Here is a 16,343-nt window from a genome sequence, read left to right on the forward strand (position 1 = left end):
TACGTGCTTTTCGGCAGTGGAGACAGGGTCCAGATCCAGCAGGTCCTCGAGCAGCTCGGGAAACTCGCCACCGACCTCGCCGCCGTCAAGCAGCAGGTCGCCGACCAGCAGCACATGATCGACCAGGCCCGGCAGGACGCCACCGCGGCCATCACCAGCGGCCTCGCCGAAATCCGGGCCGTCGCCCGTGAAGCGCTCGGCCGCACCAGCGACGCCGCCACCGGGCATCTCGCCAACATCGGCAGCGAACTCGTCGCCATCCGCGGTGTCGTCGGCCAGTTGGACACTCGGCTGCGGGAGACGCCGGCCACGGCGTCGGAGGTGAAGGCGGCTAGGGAGGAACCCGCCGCCGCCCCCGAGCCGCAGCCCATCGAGCAGCCGGCACCCGAACCCGAGCTGCACGTCGAACCCGCATCCGAGCCCGATCCGGACATCCTCCACGCCGCCGCCGGCATCGCCCACGCCACCGTCGAAGCCCACCGCGACACCTGGGCATTCCTTATTCAAGTCGCCAGCAATGAAGAGCACTTCCACATTCCCGGCCGCGTCGAAGACCACGAAGGGTTCGTCAGCGTCCGCTTCTCCGGGCCCAGTCTCGTAGCCGCCATCACCAGCCTCGACCACGTCCACCACACCGCCGAGAGCCCCGTCACCCGGGCCATCGCCGCCCACATCCACGGCAAGATCACCACCGCCGTGCAGGAGATCATCGACCGGCCCGGACGCGACGGCGACGGGACACCCGTCCGCATCATCATCGACGACCGCGCCGCAGCCGACGAAGCATCCGACATCGAACAGTGACAGCACGAAGCCCTCGGCCGCAGACTGTGCGGCCGGGGGCTTCTACTCACTGCGCGGGCTGTCCGCTTCCCGGGCACGTCTCCCGACTGCCCGGCTTCTGATGATGCGCGGCCGGCTGACCTTTCTCCGCACCCACCCAAGACCCGCACTGCGAGCACGCAGCCCCAACCCGACCCGGGTCGAACCGTCGCACACCCTGCTGATCACACATTCCGGCCCCCTTTCGGCGGGATCACTCCCCGCACCATGAGGCCAGAGAGAAAGAGCCGGAAAGGGGTCAGATCAGGCGCACGAATGCACGCTCGCTGTTTCGGAAGAAGACGGTCAGTCCCTGCGCGTTGTTATCCTCGCGCGTCGACCACACCTCGATGCGCTCCGTGTCCACCGGCTCCGCGGAACCGATCACCCCAGCCAGCCACGCATCCGGAGCAGCCGTCGCCGGAGCCGCCACGAACGCAGGAGGCTGCCCCTGGACCGGCGGCGTCGTGTTGTCGTGCTTCGCGCCGTCGGCCAGCTGACCGATCACCTGCCAACGCTGCTCACGGCCTGCGACCGTCGCCGCCAGCGCATACGGGTAGGGGCCGTTCTCCAGGACCTCCACCCGCTGCACGTCGGGGGAGTTTTTCAGCAGGTCAACTAGGTAATCGCGGTAGTCCAAAGGGCGCATAAATGATCAATCCTTTCGTGTGGCGTCGCCAGTCTAGAAGGGGCGAGGCAGGCGGTCTGAAGAAGGGCAGATGATGGCGGCGAGCCGCATGAGAAAGCAGTAGAAACAGGCGGGCGGCCTGCCGAAAGACGCCTACTGTGATCAGCTATGCGACACCGGCAGCGGCGCTGGCGGGGCGTCCAGCTCCAAGCCCTGCGCGAGCCGCATCCGGGCCTTCCTGTGCAGGCTCATCGCCGTCTACTCCTCTGCTCCTCGGTGTCGGTGTCGGTACCACCCATCCGGGCACGGTTACGCTCCGTCCGGGCCCGGTGCAGCGCAGCGGCTTCGGTGGCTGCGGTTTGGCGGCGGTGCTGGGCTTGTGCGGCTTCGATCGGGCTGGGCTGATCGCCGGGGTCCGGGTCGGGGAAGGCATGTCGGCTGAGCTGGCGCAGGGCGCGGGTCTGCGACTCGATCGCCTCCGCGATGGCCGGGTCGACGTGCCGGTCGGGCCGGGCCGCCTGGTGCGCGGTGAGCGCTTGGTGGTAACCCTCGCAGGCCATTTCGCGGGCTTTCACCGGTGCTTGGTGCGCGGCAGCGGTCTGCGGGGCGGGCTCCGTCGTGCGGGGCTCGGGTGCGGCGCCGGCGGCCAGGACCCGGATGGTGCGGACAACGTCGGTGCCGACCGCATGGTTCGCCGCGGCGACGATTCGGGCGGTGATCAGCCGCAGCTGGGTGGCGTAGGCCGGCGAGTCCGGGCGCAGATCCAGCTGCCCGGACTCAGCGTGGAACGCGACGGCCTGGACGTGCTCGGGCAACCTGGAGGAGACTGCGGCCGCGATGTCCGGCCAGCGATCCAGAACGCTGCCGCCAGCGGCCGGGATGGCCCAGGCCCGCTCCGCCATCAAGCCCTGGAGTACGGCGGCGAACCCGGTCGGCTCGCGGCCGTCGCGCTTGACGGCACGCTGAGTGCGGCGGCGCGGCATCCGGGCCTCGCTGTCGCCGCGCTTGCGGGCGGCCTCGCGGGCAGCGTGCAGCGCGACCCGCGCGAGGTCGACGCCGGACAGCTCCGGGCCGTCCATGCCGGCCTGCTCGATGTGGGTGGTGCTCTCGGTCATCTAGGCCTCCTAGCGGTGGGTGATGGTCATGTGCAAGCTGCGGGCGGCACTGGCCAGCTGGCGGGCGCGGCGCATCAGGTCTGTGCCGTAGAGCTGTTCGGCGGCATCGCGGCCCATGGAGTCGACCGCCAGGTCGATCAGATCGGTCACGCCCCGCATAAGCTCGCCTCGCGCCTGGGCACGCATCTGGTCGATCTGCAGGTCAGTCAGCCCTACGTCCTCGCACCGGTCGTCCGCGGCCGGGGCCTGGTCTTTGTGGCGGCCGCCGTTAGCCGTCTCGTGGACGTGGGCCATCGCCTGAGCCACCTGGCGCGTGACGGCGCGGCTGGTGGGGACTTGCCAGTCGCCCTCGAAGCGCTCCCGCTGGGTACGGACCTGCTGGATGCGGTCACGACGGGCCGCTTCCTGAGCAGCTCGCCACTGGGCGACGGCCTCGGCACGCTTGGCCGGGGTGTCCAGCACGGTCACCGCGTTCGACAGCAGCACCGCAAGCAGGCCGGAGCCACGCCGGACCCGGGCCGCCTCACCGCGTAGGTGCAGCCAGGCGCGGACATCGGTCACGGTCCACCCGGCGTCAGCAACGTTTCGGGCGACCCAGGCGATCCGGGGTACTGAGCAGCCGCGCAGCCAGTCCAGCTCCTGGGTGAGCTCCCGGGCGAGCTGGAAACGACGGCCGACGCGGTTCAGCTTCCGGCAGCCGACGGCCTTCGCCTTGGGCTCTTTCGGGGTGGGGGACTTGCGCTTCCCGCTGGCGAGCTTGCTCTCAGGGGGGATAGGAGTAGCACCCGCAGTAGAAGAACCATCAGCACCACCCCCCATTGGGGTGCAACGCGATCCAGCCGAAACAGTGGTCCCAGAGGCTTCAGCAGCCCTCTTCCGGGCGCCCTTCGCCACCGTCCTTGAGGACATCGTCGGCCGGGGCCGTCGCACTTTCCGGGCCGCCTTCGCCGCCAGCTTCGCCATCAGCTCCCGGCCCGCTTCTGCGATTCCCGTCATCCGCCGCCCGGCGCCCTCACCAGCCGTACGAATCCCCAGCGCGGCATCGAACGCCGGCGGCAGCATCAGCGCGAACTCCGATGCCAGCGATGGTCCGCTCCGCTGCCGGGTGCCCTTCACGATGTACGCGAGCAGCCCGGCCTCCCGCAGAATCTGCAGGTGGTACTCCACCGACCGCTCGGACAGGCCGGTGCGACGCATCAGGTATTCGATCCCCGGACGGCACGGCGACAGCTCGCTGAGCAGCTGCGCGATGAACACCGTCGTCGGCCCGAACGAGCGAGGCCCGTGTGAGCGGTGCCGCCGCGGCTCGTACAAGCCCGAACCCGCCACCCAGTGCACGCCCTGCATCCAGCTGTAACCGTCCGGCGCGACCCGGCCCGTCGACGTCGACAGCCACTGCCGCGCCTCCGGCACGAACAGGCCCGGCAGCATGTCGACCGCCTCATCGTCGGAAGGACGCGGAGCGCGCACCGTCACGGGGGACGTCGCCGTCACGCCGCTCACCGGTCCATCCGCGGAGAGGCCTGAACGCGGACCGTCAGACGCCCTTGGAGCAAGTCACCTGTGGACAGAGTCCGGCATCCGGCGCCGGGGCCGTGGACAGCGACGGGTCGCACGCGGCTGAACTTTGAATAGGTTTGTCGGCCCCAGGCTGATGTGCCACACCGAGCTGGGGAATCATTGCGACCAATGACGCTAATGGGGCCAAAAAAGTCTAAGAATCCCGTCAGGCGAGAAGCGCAATTGAGTCTAAACCGAACCAAACGGACACAGCTGAGCTGACAACGGGACGCGAGGTCGTGCACTATGGCGGGGCACCTACTTCCATGTGCAAGTCGGACCGTCCCGCGCCAACGGGAAGGGCCGGCGAGTGGATGCGGGTGGCAGCCCTCTCCGCGAGGAGCGGGCACCGGACGAGAAGGGCCTCCCTGGTCTCTTGTCGGACGGATGGTGCGAACAGCCCTCGGGCTGGTCGTGCTGGTCCCGACGGCCCGCGAAGCCGGCGGAACCGGATGCAGAAGCCTCTTTGCGAGAGAGGTGACTGCGGTTGTGGTGGTCCTTATGGACCGTGTGTGATGAGCCAGCTCGATGAGCTGGAGCCCAGAGCCGGGTGCGAGCCGGAGACTGGGCGGCCGACACGGGTGCGAATCCCGGTCGGAGAGACGGGCCGCGTGGCCACGGTGGATTGCGAGTCCACTCCTTGGCACGCGGTCGGTGGCGGCTACGTCACCCCGACCTCCTTAATTCCGAGGTCGGCGTCGACATACCTGAAAACGCTCGCGCCGACGTGATCACGATGACGAGACAGCACGGCTGCACATGCAGTTCCGCGGGTACCGGTACTCTTCAGTCCGCGATCACCTTCCATCAGGTGTCGCGCAACGCCCGATGTGCCCAAAATGCCAGGCCTGCTATGCAGGAAATACGTAGAAGACCACTCGCCCCACGGGAAAGTCACTGGCCATCCCGCAGGGCGCGAAGTCGGAATGCCACCAGACATCATCATTCGATGGCCGCGCGCCGAGCCTGGACGATGTACGCGTAGGCGGCCCCCAGGGCCCCGTACTGTGCACTGCCCTCAGTGACGAGGGCGGCGTCAGCCGCGTCGGCCGCGCTTCTAAGTTGGCGAGCGACGGTTTCCGGTAGAACGGGCAGCTCCGCAAACTCCTGCAGCCCTCTGACCACCGCGGTGAGCGTTGCTTCCTTGGAGACGCCAGCTGGCCCCTCGGGGCTCACGAGGGCTGGAAGCCAGCCGTTTTCAGCATCCAGCGCGCTGCGGAGCTCTTCCACCAACTCTTCGCTGGTTAGGCGCTTTCCGGCGTTCATGAAGGGCTCAATCTCCTGGAGTCCAAAAAGGAGGGTGCCGGTCGGTGCCCTGTCTTAGGCAGGGCACCGACACGGGGCGTGCGAAGTTAGGCCAGCGGCACGGAGTACCGCAGCGTCCAGCCCTTGGCCAGCACGTGCTGGGTCACCTCAACGACCCGCCCGTCGGCCGTGCGTCCGATGTGGTTGATGGTCAGAACGTCCGCGCCTTCCGGCAGACCGAGGCGAGCGGCCTCGTCAGCGGTAGCCGGCCGCAGCGTGACGTCTTCGGTGGCAGCGTCGCCCTGGTCGAATCCGGCCTCCTTCATGCGGCTGATGATGCCGCCCACGCCGGTGTCGTCCTGTTCAATGCGAGCAGCCTCAGCAACATCAACGGGAATGTACGTGGTAGCGAGCTGGACCGGGCGGTCACCGTCGTACATCTCGCGGGCGCGGACGACAACCTCGCCGTCGGTGCCCAGCAGCTCGGCGACATCGGCCGGGGCGGCCGCGCGGCTGACAGAAACCTCGGAGCGCGGTGCCCGGCCAGCACGCTGCAGCTCTGCGTCGAACGCACCGTGCGCGCCGTTTTCCTCACGCCGGGCAGCGGTGTACCGAGTGCTGGCGTCGCGCAGGATCGTGCCGGTCTCGTCGATGCGGTTGTTAGCCATGTGGTGCAAGCTCCTAGCTGTTGTAGTCGATGGGTATTCGGTCCACCCCGGCTCTCACCGGAGCAGGTCGGGCGTTCCTACATGTCACCCGGGTTCCTGGGTGTCGATGGGCCACTCATATGCGAGGCGCCACTTGGCCCGAGGCAGCACATGCACACAGACCTCCACGACGCGGCCTTCAGTGGTCATCCCCATATGCGTGATCTCTAGGACGGCCTGTTCAACCGGCACGCCAAGTGCGGCAGCTTCGCTAGCCGTAGGGGGTCTAACCTCGACTTCCTCACGAAGGCGTACCTGCTTGAACCCGGCTTCCGCCATCCGTGATTTGCTGCCTCCGACTCCCGTCTCACGTTCGGCAAGCACAGGGACTGCGTCGACGATGTCCGGGGGGAACCAGCTTGTGGCCACTTGGACGACCTCGATCGCTTCGTCGTTGCCAGGCAAACCCGCAGACATGATCCGCTGACGCTTCAGGGTCTTGGCACGGTGGTGCATCCGAAAAATTTCGGCCACCTTCTTGGGGGGCACATCACGGTCGATGACGACGGTGTTCTTTGGTTCGAGTCCCCTCGCTCTCATTTCCGCTTCATAGGCCCCGGCCGCGCCGCCGGCCTCACGGAGCACGGCCAGGTAGCGGGTCGTGCGATCAGAGATGATCTTTCCGATTACCAGGGAAACGAACGTCCCCTTGCCGCGACGCGAGAACACAAGGCCCTCACCCTCGAGCGTGCCGTAGATGTCACGAGCCGTCTGATAGGCGATGCCGTGTTCCCTCTGAAGCTGAGGCACGCCAGGCAGGCGTGACCCAGGCGCAAGTGCGCCCTTCGCGATCTTGTCCCGGATCTCAGACGTGATCCGTTCGACCTTCCCAGGCTCCCTCTTGGCGGCCACTGCTCCCCCTCCCGTGCGCATCGTGCGGCTAGCGGATCTCGCTACCCGGTGCGCACAGCATCGCATGTCTAGTTGTTTCTCGAAAGGCGAGACTCGCCTGTGTTTAATCTTGCCAACAAAGTACCAGGTCAGACGGGGTGTAAGAAAGTAGTTAGCTAGACAGGTTGACCCCGAGGGGATAGCGGGGTTCTAATCGAGATGCCCGGCAAGCGGTGAGTAGCCGTGTGCGGGGTGTAGTGGCTGGTCGTGTGCGTCCGCTTGTCTCAGAAGCAGCGACCGGCAGCAAGACCGCAGGAAGCCCCTTCCCCTGACGGGGAGGGCCGGGGTTGATAGCTCCACCAAATCCCCCGGACCAGTCCCCTGGCTGGTGTGGCTCCCGCGTGCACGTCGCAGCGCAGATGCGCTGTCCGTCCATCAGGACGCCGGGGTCGACCCGTGTGGCCTGACGGGCGGAGAGAGCACCACGATGCGCTCCGTTCCTCCGATCACGAGGAGTCCCCTATGACGACTACGACGCCCGCGATGCCGAAGGCCCGCAAGCGCCGCCGCAAGACCCGCACCCCGAACGTCAGCCACCGCCCGCCGATCATCGCCTCCGACCTCAAGGCCAACGCGCTCGACCTGACCCCCGGCAAGGAGCACCTGGTCTGCCCCGACTGCTCCACCTGGGTCCCGATCACCGGCATGCTGGGCACACCGAAGCTGGTGCCGCACCACACCGGCCGCGCCGGCGCGGCCGAACGACGCCGCTGCACGGAAGGCAGCAACCGCCGGGTCATCATCGAGGTTGAGGTCGACGCCTGGCGCACGGAGCTGATCGAGGCGGCCCCGACCACCGCTTCTCGGCGCGCCACCAAGGTGCTGCCGAAGCCGAAGGTGAAGCCCGCCCCGGCCGCCAGCCAGATCGGGTCCGTCCCGCTCAGCGCGGAGCAGGTCCGCCGCGTGTTCCGGCAGCACCAGCAGCGCTGCTCGGCCTGCAAGGGCGAGGCGACGGGCCGCGACGGGCAGCCGCTGCCCTGCCACGACGGTGAGCGCTTAGCCGTCACCTTCCTCCGGCTGTACCGCCAGGAGCCCAGGCGCCGGGCCGTCCGCGAGTTCTTCGCCCGGGAACGCCAGCGCTTCGATCGCCAGTACGCCGCCCTTTCGAAGCGGACGTCTGAGTGGACCTCGGTGCTCCCGAAGGTGCAGGACGCCGACATCCGGCGCTCGCAGCTGCCGGTCGGGGACGCGCCGACCGAGGCCCGCAGCGTGCCACTCAAGACGCTCCACCCGGAGCGCCCCACCCGCTGACCCGCTCCGAACGAACGACCACGGCCCCGGCCGCCCTGCATCAAGGGGGCGGCCGGGGCCGTGGTTGCTCGTACGACAGCCAACACAACGACAGCCCCGGCGACTTGGAACCCCCCGGGGCTGTCCAGGACCTGACTGGAGGACCTGATGCACAACAGCATCGCACAGCACCCGACCGACTCCGACCCCGACCTGGACGAGGCCCTGCGCCGAGCCCGGCAGGGCGGAGGAGGAGGAGGAGGAGGACGGTGACCGCGGCCGTCTCCGACGCTCTGCACACCGTGGCGTTGAGCGAGTGGCCCGCGCCTGCCCCGGGCCTGGTAGTGAGTGAACGCGACAAGGGCTTCCACGCCGTGCTGACGGCCTCCCCCGAGGCCTTCAGCGTTGTCCGGGCGCTGACCCGGTCCGTTCCGACGCGGTACGGACCCGGTCCCGACCTCGGCGAGACCGCGGAGCTCGTGGTGTCCGAGCTGATGGGCAATGCCGTGCGGGCCAGTACCGAAGGGCCCGTGCCTCTGATCGTGGAGGTGTACGCCACCTCGCCGGGCATCGAGGTGATCGTCCACGATGCCGTGCCGGGTCAGCCGACCCGCCGCGACGTCGCTCTGGACAGCACCGAGGCGATGTCCGGGCGCGGTCTGCACCTGCTGGACCTGCTGACCGAGCGCTGGACGGTCGAGCCGTCACCGCTCGGCAAGCAGATCCGGTGCCATCTCGGGTGCCTGCCCAGCTGACGCACTCCCCGCAGTTCAGCTCGGCGGGGCTCATATGACGCGACGAACCCCCAGGGACTGGCCCCCTGGGGGTTCTTGTCGCAGGTCACTCTCTGGAAAGGACACGACCTGCATGACCAGCATCATGTCATCCTCGGCCGTCCTGGCCGACCGGCCGCCGCTTCCGATGCGGCCCACCCCGCATGAGCGTGACGGCCGCCAGCCCTCCCCCGCCGGCGGCCGTCCCCACCCGCGGCAGCATTCCACGTCACAGAGCGACCCGGTAATCCTCGGAGCGCTCCGCCGGGTCGTTGACGAGCAGATTGGCCCGCGTGGCGCGGGAGCGATCTATCAGAACCAGGACGGGGCCTTCGAGGTCCTGGCCCTGATCCGCGACCCGGAGCACGCTCGCGCGCTGCTCAACCGACGCTGCGCCCAGTGGGCACTGATCGTCAAGGACGTACTCCGCCCGGGCGCCGAGCCGTTCGCGATCGGTTCCGTCTGGACCACGTCGGACTACCTGGTGCGCGAGGCCGATGACGTACGCGGCGCTGCTGCCGAGGAGATGGTCTTGTGATCACCGGCCTGACCGACGAGGAGCGTGCTGAGCTCTCGCGGAAGAACGCGGAGCGGAACAAGCAGTCGAAGAACAACCGTCGATGAGCCGCCCGACCGACGATCTGTACGTCCGCTACATGAAGGCGTACAGCGCCTCCACCGAGCACTCCAGCGACTGCGCGGCCTGTCAGGCCGGCCGGGAATGTCCGGTCGGCGCGCCGATTCACGAGCGCTTTGCCCGGCTCCAGGACGCCTACACCACCCGCCAGTCCAAGCAGCAGCGCCGCTGACTCCGGCATTGCCCGTCGTTCCCGCCCTCACCGGCGGGGACGGCGGAGAGCGTCGGGATGTCATCCCTGCTCCGGCCGTCCGGCCGCCATCACGCAAGCAGCCCCAGGACTCGCACCCCTGGGGCTGTCTCGTACGGACCTTCTGGAGGCCCTGATGAATCGCGCGTCCATCGTGCGCACCACCTACACCCCTTCCGCCGACCTGCCGGTCAACACCAACTGGCGCGGCGCCGCCTGCAAGGACGAGGACCCCGAGCTGTTCTTCCCGGTCGGCAACACCGGCCCGGCCCTGCTGCAGATCGAGGAGGCCAAGGCCGTGTGCCGACGCTGCCCGGTCATCGAACACTGCCTGCAGTGGGCGCTGGAGAGCGGCCAGGAGCACGGGGTGTGGGGCGGCACCGACGAGGACGATCGGCGCCGGATGAAGCGCCGCGCTACCCGCAAGCGCGCCGGCACCTGACCGCTGGACGAGACCGGCGGGCAACTTCTGGCCCGCCAGCACTGCCACCGACCGGCCGCCCGCACGACGGGCGGCCGGCCTTTCGCACGTCTCCAGCCCGGGAAAACCCGGACCCGCTTCCCCCCAGGAGAGCCCATGTGTAGCAGCATCCAGCTCGACGCCGCGACGACTGCCACCGGCTCCACCCGGCTGCCGGACTCGCTGTGCACGCACACACCGCCATGCCCGACCGCCGACAGCCCGGACCGGGAGGCCGCGCACGTCGTGGCCGGCCACCCGGAACAGGGCTGGAGCCTGCTGTGCAACGGCGTCCTGGCCTTCGAGGACACCGGCGAGCTGCTCCCCGACGGCCGGGTCATCGCTCCGCACCGGCCCGTCACGGCCCTGGTCTGACGGCTGCCTGATCCGCCCGCACCGACCGCCCACCACCGTGGCGGCCGGGTCGGGCGGTGACGGGGAGCCGGGCAGTCCCGTTTCGCTCCCGCCCGGCGGGAGCCACGAGGAGTTTCGAGCCCGCCCCCAGCACTTTCCCGGACGAGCCGCCCGCCCTGCGGGATGCCGACTTTTCACCACGGCCTGTTTCAGGACGACCCCGATCCCCTCGGGGCCCGTTCCGGCTCCGCCGACCACCGTTTCGGGAGCAGCCGCCTGCGTTTCGGGAGCAGCCCCCACCGTTTCGCCCACCCCCTGAATCACTCATTCCGGAGGCCCCCATGACGATCGCTGACTGGCCGCGGACGGCGGCCGAACCTGACCCCGACTCCCCTCCCTCGGCCGCCGTTTCGGGAACGCGTGAGACGGTTTCGCGGACGCCCGAGCTCGTTTCGGACGCGCCCGAGTCCGTTTCGGGGGCGGAAAGCGGAACCGGAACGAAGCCGTCCCCGGGACGACTGACCGGCACCCAGAAGTGGACGGCCGGCGCGATCGTCATCGCCGCGCTCGCCCTCGCGGGCATCGGCCTCTATCTGTCCTTCGAGCACGTCGCCCAGTTCGCCTTCAAGGAGCTGCGCTTCGGGTCGCTGGGCAAGGGCCAGCTGTTCGCGGTCGGTGTCGACGTCGGCATCATGGTGATGATCGCGGTCGACCTGCTGATGGCCTGGCTCAAGCGTCCCATCAGCTGGATCCGCTACCCGGTGTGGCTGCTGACGGCCGCGACCGTGGTCCTCAACGCCGCCTCCGGCGCCCCGGAAGGGACGTGGGAGCTGCTGGACTACGTCGCGGCCGGCGCGCACGGCGTCGTGCCGGTCCTCTTCATCATGGTGGTGGAGCTGGGCCGCACCTCGATCGACCGCGTCGTCCGGCCTGACCAGGCTGAACGCGACTCGATCCCGTGGCTGCGCTGGGTGCTCGCTCCGGTGGCGACGGCCCGGATCTTCCGCCGGATGCGGCTGTGGGGCGTCACCTCCTACCCGGAGATGATCCGCCGGGACCAGGAGCTCATCGCCTACGAGCAGTGGCTCAAGCGCAAGTACGAGGGCGATCTGTCCGAGGCCACCGAGGATGAGCTGCTGCCGATGAAGATGGCGCCGTACGGCTACACCGTCGCCCAGGCCCTGGCCATGCCCGACGAGCAGGAACAGGCAGCTCAGGAGCGGCAGGAGGAGGCCGAGCGCCGCCGCCTGGACGCGGAGACCCGTAGCGAGATCGCCAAGGCGGAGGCCGAAGCCGAGCGGCTGCGTGCCAAGGGCAAGGTCGAGGCGGTCCGCGCGGAGGTCGACGGCCAGACCGGCCAGGCCCGCGCCCACGCCCGGGCCCAGGTCAGCGCCGCAGAGCGGGCCGCCGCGCTGGAGCAGGAGGCCCTGGACCAGGCCCTCATCGCCGAGGCCCGCGCCCGCGAGGCCGAGGCGGAGCGCAAGGAGGCCCAGGAGCGCAAGGCGAAGGCCGCCGCCGACCTGGAGGCAGCCGAGCTGGAGCGCCAGGCAGCCCAGAAGCGGAAGGAAGCGGCGGAGGCCGACCGGGTCGCCGCGGCGGAGGCACAGGCCATCGAGACCCAGGCCATCGCCGAAGCCCGCCAGGCCGCTGCCGAAGCGGACCGGCGTGCTGCCGAAACGGAGAAGGCTGCCGCCGAAACACGGCGCGCTGCTGCCGAAGCCGACCGCAAGAAGGCAGAGGAGGACCGCCGCCGGGAGGCCGCGCTCGCGGACATCGCGCGTGCCAAGAAGGAGGCCGCCGAAGCCGAGCGGGCTGCTGCCGAAACGCGGCGGGTCGCTGCCGAAATCGAGCGGCGCGCGGTCGAAGCCGAAGACGCCGCGAAGCTCTCCCCGCGCGAGCGGGCGGTCCGCAAGGTCGCCCGGATGATCCTCGGGAGCGCGGCCGGCGTCGCGGGCCAGCTTCCGCTCGCCGACATCCAGCGCAAGCTCGAAGTCTCGCCCGGCACTGCCTCCGAGTACCGCCAGGAGGCCGCCGAACTGCTCGCCGCCGGCTACCGCCCCTGATCCACCGTCCGGCACACACCAGTGAGGGCCAGCCCACGGGCATTGGGCTGGCCCTCGCTGCAACTGCCGGAAGCAGTCCCAGCAGATCCCCAGTACACCAGGAGGGAATCCCCGCCGTGAACAGCAACGACCCGAACCACTCTCCTCTGCGCGACGTCGCGCAGAACCCGGAGGCAACCGCGCGATACCTCGCTGATGTTCAGCGGTGGCTGCTGGACGTCGGCAGGAACCTGGAGACCCTCGCCCAGGAGATCCGCGTCCACTGCCGTGACACCCACGTCGAGGGCGACCGGTTCTACGACGCCTGGCTGCGCGCCCAGCCCGTGGAGCGGGCCTTCAAGGACGTCCTGAAGAATGTCGAGGCCGTCACCAAGGGCCTTGAAAAGGGTGCGTACAAGCGCCGCGCCCACGATGAGGCGGTCGCAAATACCGCCCGAAAGCGAAAGGAGAAGGAGCTGGAAAGGCAACGCAGGAAGAACCCTCAGTCGCTCCAGGCCGCACCGAGTCCGCCGCAGCAGGTTGCGCAGGGCCAGAATTCGGAGCATGATGGCCCTGGGTCGATTTACGACCTCCGTAAGGAGCGTTCGGCGTGACTCGCCCGCTTCTGAAATCCGAACTCCGCGCCCAGCGCTCCCGCGAATACCTGCTGAAGCAGCGTGATTCGTTCATCGAACGACACGGCGAGGACCTCGGCGCCTTCTATTTCCTGGTGATGCTCGTGCAGACACACGGCAGGAAATGCCTCAAGCGCGGCGACGTCGCCGGGCTGAGGGCGCTGGCTCACGATCTGCACGCCGTCTACCTCAAGCACACCCAGTAACTGCCCGCGCGCCACGAAGGGGCCGCCGCTGCCACGCGGTGGCCCCTTCAGCGTCTCCAACGCCCAGGCGCCCACACGCCCAGGCGCCCACGCGCGCACACGCGTACGCGATGCGGTCACTGTCTGTCAAGTCCTGAAGGAGGGCGCGAAAGCTGTGTCAGACGACAGCGAGGGGCGACTTATCAATTTCCCTGTCGGCAGCGATGTCACGGGCCGACCGCCGCAGTTGCCGGATCCTGGACGTCTTTTCCCGGACGACAGCGAAGGGTCCGAAATTCCTTCGGAATCCCCGGAGGAAACCACCATGGAGTTGCCTCCGATTCCTGCCGCTCCCCGGCCGGAATCCGCTCTGGTTTCCCGTGAGGTTCCGCTCGCAGATCCGGGTGGAATAAGCGTGGAAGAAGTCGAGGAGGGTGAATATGAGCAGCCGCGCTCACTGGCGGATCGGCTCGCGGATTGGCTCGAATACCGGATCGAGGTCGGACGCGCACGCCTGGAAGGAGAGGCCCCGTACCGGGAAGCGGAAATCGCGCGGAAAGTAGCGTTGCTGGAGGCGCAGACGGCCCAGGAAATCGGGCTGATGGAAGCGCAGGCCAAGCTTCGCCAGGCGCATATCAAGGCGAACGCCGACCGGACGAACGCGCGCGGCAAAGCCGACGCCGACCGTTCGCGGTCCTCCGGCTCCGGTATGGGCGCCGACAAGGGCGGCCGCTCGAAGGCCGGCGGCGGGGGCGGCTCTCGCGGAGGCGGCGGCAACTCCGGCGGCTCAGGCCGGGGCGGCACTGGCGGCGGCCGGGGCTCGGGAACGAACAGTTCCGGCGGCGCCGGTCGCGGTTCCGGGGGCGGCAACTCCCCTAAGGGTGCCGGGAAGGGCTCTGATCGCTCCGCTGGCGGTAGTGGGGGCGGTTCCAAGCGCAATGAGCCGTCCGGCGGCTCCAAGGGCCGTCAGAACGGCTCTGGAGGCTCCGGGTCGGGCACGGGCAGCACCGGCAAAGGCAGTTCCGGCAGCTCCGGGTCCGGCAAGGGCGGTTCGAAGGGCGACGGCGGCAAGCCGAAGGACTCGCCAGCCTCCAGCCCCCGGGCCGAACGGGCCCGCGGCCGCCAAGAGCGCGCCGCCGCCCGCCAGGCGGCACGCCAGCAGAGGCGCAGCGCCGACCAGGCCGCCAGCCTCACTGATCGCAGCAAGGACCGCGACCAGGACCGCGCTAACCGCCAGGCTGCGCGGGAGGAGCGCCGCGCGGCGAAAGCCGAACGCAAAGCCGCGAGGAAGGCGAAGCGGGAGGCCGCGGAGAAGGCGAAGCGGAAGGCTGCCAAGGCCGCCGATGACCGCACCACCCTGGGCGCGGCCGTGGCGGCGGAAGCCCAGCACCGCTGGGACAAGCGCCGCGCCGACGCGCAGGACGCCAAGGGCGGCCAGAGCGGCGCGGAGAAGGAGAACCGGACCGAGAACAAGGACACCAAGGGCAAGGGCACCGACAGCAAGGGCGAGAAGGACGCCGGCGAAGCCCCCGACGGCGCCTCCACCACCGGAAAGGACGACTCGGCACCCCACCAGCCTGGCAAGACGAAAAAGGCCGATGACGGGCCGTCTGGCGGATCGAAGCACCGCCACCGGTTCTGGCGCGGCCGTACCGCCGGCACCGGCCGGGCCAAAGGACGTGATCGCGCCCGTGGCACACGCCGGACCGAGCGGGGCGGGCAGCAGCCGCGGAGCCCGTTCGGTCCGGAGGACTCCACCCCGACAGTGGAGTGGCCCCAGCACCCCACCGATCCGCCGCGCCCCGCCGGCGACAGCAGGGACGGCGGGGACGACATCGTGGACGCGGACATCGTCCCCGACGGGCCTGCGGCCGTGACGACCGGCGTCAAGAGCCTGCCGCCCGCCTCGGAGGCCCACACACAGCGTCCCGGCACCACCCGACCTACTGCACAGGAGGACCCCGTGGCATCGGAGGCCAGAAAGGCCGCGCCGGGCCAGGCCGGCATGGCGGCCCAGCACCGCACCGACATCACGTTCGAGGAATACCTGATGGAGATCGTGAACATCGCGATCGCCGCCGCACTCGACAAGGACCGCGCCCAAGACCTGGCCATCGCGCTGGGCAAGGTCGCCGACGCCCTGCGGGACATGGCGGCCGACCTGGTCGGCGACCACAACATCGCCACCGAGGTCGTCGACCAGATCGAGGACCTGGCCGACGCCGCGACCCGCATGAAGCAGCTGGCCGAGCGGTGCGCCACCGAGTGCGAGATCGCCTCGCAGGGCGCCCGGATCACCGCCGCCTACGTCGGCCGCGTCTACGGCGAGGACGTCCAGGCCATGGACGACGCGGGCCTGGCCCACGCCTCCGCCGCCGCCCACCACGACTAGGAAAGGGGATTTGCCGTGAGCGACCTCGCGCCCACCACCGGCGGCGGCGCTGCCGCCCGCACCGACGGCGACAACAAGTACAAGTCCGTCCAGCAGAAGCTCAAGACCCTCGGCACCACGATGGACCTGGCCGGCAACGAGCTCGAGCAACTGCTGCGCACCATGCGCATGAACGCCCAGCGCGCGGAGGGCCTGGCCGTGGCCATCGCCAACGCCGAACTGGACCGCAAGTTCATCGAGATGACCAACCAGGTGGCCGTCGCCCTGGGCGGCGCCGCCGTGGAGGTCCAAAAGCTCCACGAGACGGCCCAGGAGGTCTCCGGCCTGGCCACGGACGCGCAGCGTACGCACGCGCGGCTGTACGAGGCGCTGGACGACATCCGCTCCAGCCGCCCCGAGCGCACCCCCAAGCCGGGCTTCTTCGCCCGCTGACCCACCCACTCCCCCTGATGGGCGGCCCCGCTGACCGCGGCGGGG

Annotated in this window: 18 protein-coding genes; 12 read left to right on the forward strand and 6 right to left on the reverse strand. The window is 69.5% G+C overall.

Annotated elements, in window-relative coordinates:
• Nucleotides 1-3: 3 nt before the first annotated feature.
• Complete coding sequence (locus AB0L29_RS26545; RefSeq protein WP_365830279.1) at nucleotides 4-804, forward strand: hypothetical protein; 801 nt, start codon at nucleotides 4-6, stop codon at nucleotides 802-804.
• 277 nt (nucleotides 805-1,081) lie between these two features.
• On the opposite strand, the gene AB0L29_RS26550 is transcribed toward AB0L29_RS26545, so the two are convergent.
• The 6 genes from AB0L29_RS26550 to AB0L29_RS26575 all read right to left on the reverse strand — a co-directional run bounded on the left by AB0L29_RS26550 (nucleotide 1,082) and on the right by AB0L29_RS26575 (nucleotide 6,929).
• On the reverse strand, nucleotides 1,082-1,471 hold the full coding sequence (locus tag AB0L29_RS26550) for a hypothetical protein (RefSeq protein ID WP_365830280.1): 390 nt from the start codon (nucleotides 1,469-1,471) through the stop codon (nucleotides 1,082-1,084).
• A gap of 227 nt (nucleotides 1,472-1,698) precedes the next feature.
• Complete coding sequence (locus AB0L29_RS26555) at nucleotides 1,699-2,565, reverse strand: DciA family protein (protein ID WP_365830281.1); 867 nt, start codon at nucleotides 2,563-2,565, stop codon at nucleotides 1,699-1,701.
• A gap of 9 nt (nucleotides 2,566-2,574) precedes the next feature.
• Nucleotides 2,575-4,068, reverse strand: coding sequence for a helix-turn-helix domain-containing protein (locus AB0L29_RS26560; RefSeq protein ID WP_365830282.1), 1,494 nt, complete (start codon nucleotides 4,066-4,068; stop codon nucleotides 2,575-2,577).
• 999 nt (nucleotides 4,069-5,067) lie between these two features.
• Complete coding sequence (locus AB0L29_RS26565; RefSeq protein ID WP_365830283.1) at nucleotides 5,068-5,391, reverse strand: hypothetical protein; 324 nt, start codon at nucleotides 5,389-5,391, stop codon at nucleotides 5,068-5,070.
• 86 nt (nucleotides 5,392-5,477) lie between these two features.
• The gene (locus AB0L29_RS26570; RefSeq protein ID WP_365830284.1) at nucleotides 5,478-6,038 is read right to left on the reverse strand and encodes a UTRA domain-containing protein; all 561 of its coding nucleotides are present in this window, start codon (nucleotides 6,036-6,038) and stop codon (nucleotides 5,478-5,480) included.
• Nucleotides 6,039-6,122: 84 nt separating this feature from the next.
• A complete protein-coding gene (locus AB0L29_RS26575) occupies nucleotides 6,123-6,929 on the reverse strand; it encodes a GntR family transcriptional regulator (RefSeq protein WP_365830285.1) in 807 nt (268 codons plus the stop codon).
• Between the two features lie 501 nt (nucleotides 6,930-7,430).
• Here AB0L29_RS26575 and AB0L29_RS26580 point away from each other — a divergent pair.
• The 11 genes from AB0L29_RS26580 to AB0L29_RS26630 all read left to right on the forward strand — a co-directional run bounded on the left by AB0L29_RS26580 (nucleotide 7,431) and on the right by AB0L29_RS26630 (nucleotide 16,298).
• On the forward strand, nucleotides 7,431-8,219 hold the full coding sequence (locus AB0L29_RS26580) for a hypothetical protein (RefSeq protein WP_365830287.1): 789 nt from the start codon (nucleotides 7,431-7,433) through the stop codon (nucleotides 8,217-8,219).
• Between the two features lie 248 nt (nucleotides 8,220-8,467).
• A complete protein-coding gene (locus AB0L29_RS26585; protein WP_365830289.1) occupies nucleotides 8,468-8,953 on the forward strand; it encodes an ATP-binding protein in 486 nt (161 codons plus the stop codon).
• A 112-nt stretch (nucleotides 8,954-9,065) separates the two neighbouring features.
• Nucleotides 9,066-9,509 (forward strand): hypothetical protein, encoded by a 444-nt coding sequence (locus AB0L29_RS26590; protein ID WP_365830291.1) that lies wholly within the window; start codon nucleotides 9,066-9,068, stop codon nucleotides 9,507-9,509.
• Nucleotides 9,510-9,591: 82 nt separating this feature from the next.
• Nucleotides 9,592-9,780 (forward strand): hypothetical protein, encoded by a 189-nt coding sequence (locus tag AB0L29_RS26595; protein ID WP_365830292.1) that lies wholly within the window; start codon nucleotides 9,592-9,594, stop codon nucleotides 9,778-9,780.
• Nucleotides 9,781-9,934: 154 nt separating this feature from the next.
• Entirely contained in the window at nucleotides 9,935-10,240 is a 306-nt protein-coding gene (locus AB0L29_RS26600) for a WhiB family transcriptional regulator (RefSeq protein WP_365830293.1), read from the forward strand.
• A gap of 201 nt (nucleotides 10,241-10,441) precedes the next feature.
• A complete protein-coding gene (locus AB0L29_RS26605) occupies nucleotides 10,442-10,633 on the forward strand; it encodes a DUF5999 family protein (RefSeq protein ID WP_365830340.1) in 192 nt (63 codons plus the stop codon).
• 320 nt (nucleotides 10,634-10,953) lie between these two features.
• Entirely contained in the window at nucleotides 10,954-12,675 is a 1,722-nt protein-coding gene (locus tag AB0L29_RS26610; protein WP_365830294.1) for a DUF2637 domain-containing protein, read from the forward strand.
• 116 nt (nucleotides 12,676-12,791) lie between these two features.
• Entirely contained in the window at nucleotides 12,792-13,268 is a 477-nt protein-coding gene (locus tag AB0L29_RS26615) for a hypothetical protein (protein WP_365830295.1), read from the forward strand.
• Nucleotides 13,265-13,495 (forward strand): carbohydrate ABC transporter, encoded by a 231-nt coding sequence (locus tag AB0L29_RS26620; RefSeq protein ID WP_365830296.1) that lies wholly within the window; start codon nucleotides 13,265-13,267, stop codon nucleotides 13,493-13,495. Before AB0L29_RS26615 ends, AB0L29_RS26620 begins: the two co-directional genes overlap by 4 nt.
• A gap of 154 nt (nucleotides 13,496-13,649) precedes the next feature.
• Nucleotides 13,650-15,866 (forward strand): ATP/GTP-binding protein, encoded by a 2,217-nt coding sequence (locus AB0L29_RS26625; RefSeq protein WP_365830297.1) that lies wholly within the window; start codon nucleotides 13,650-13,652, stop codon nucleotides 15,864-15,866.
• Nucleotides 15,867-15,881: 15 nt separating this feature from the next.
• Entirely contained in the window at nucleotides 15,882-16,298 is a 417-nt protein-coding gene (locus AB0L29_RS26630) for a conjugal transfer protein TraB (protein WP_365830298.1), read from the forward strand.
• Nucleotides 16,299-16,343: the final 45 nt, after the last annotated feature.

The organism is Streptomyces sp. NPDC052701, from assembly GCF_040678355.1.
In the GTDB taxonomy this organism is placed as follows: domain Bacteria; phylum Actinomycetota; class Actinomycetes; order Streptomycetales; family Streptomycetaceae; genus Streptomyces.

Excerpts from the sequence above, each read along its gene's own strand:
- AB0L29_RS26590 (WP_365830291.1), top strand. The coding sequence starts at position 9,066 with ATGACCAGCATCATGTCATCCTCGGCCGTCCTGGCCGACCGGCCGCCG.
- AB0L29_RS26610 (WP_365830294.1), top strand. The coding sequence starts at position 10,954 with ATGACGATCGCTGACTGGCCGCGGACGGCGGCCGAACCTGACCCCGAC.
- AB0L29_RS26550 (WP_365830280.1), bottom strand. The coding sequence starts at position 1,471 with ATGCGCCCTTTGGACTACCGCGATTACCTAGTTGACCTGCTGAAAAAC.
- AB0L29_RS26570 (WP_365830284.1), bottom strand. The coding sequence starts at position 6,038 with ATGGCTAACAACCGCATCGACGAGACCGGCACGATCCTGCGCGACGCC.
- AB0L29_RS26565 (WP_365830283.1), bottom strand. The coding sequence starts at position 5,391 with ATGAACGCCGGAAAGCGCCTAACCAGCGAAGAGTTGGTGGAAGAGCTC.
- AB0L29_RS26555 (WP_365830281.1), bottom strand. The coding sequence starts at position 2,565 with ATGACCGAGAGCACCACCCACATCGAGCAGGCCGGCATGGACGGCCCG.
- AB0L29_RS26595 (WP_365830292.1), top strand. The coding sequence starts at position 9,592 with ATGAGCCGCCCGACCGACGATCTGTACGTCCGCTACATGAAGGCGTAC.
- AB0L29_RS26600 (WP_365830293.1), top strand. The coding sequence starts at position 9,935 with ATGAATCGCGCGTCCATCGTGCGCACCACCTACACCCCTTCCGCCGAC.
- AB0L29_RS26580 (WP_365830287.1), top strand. The coding sequence starts at position 7,431 with ATGACGACTACGACGCCCGCGATGCCGAAGGCCCGCAAGCGCCGCCGC.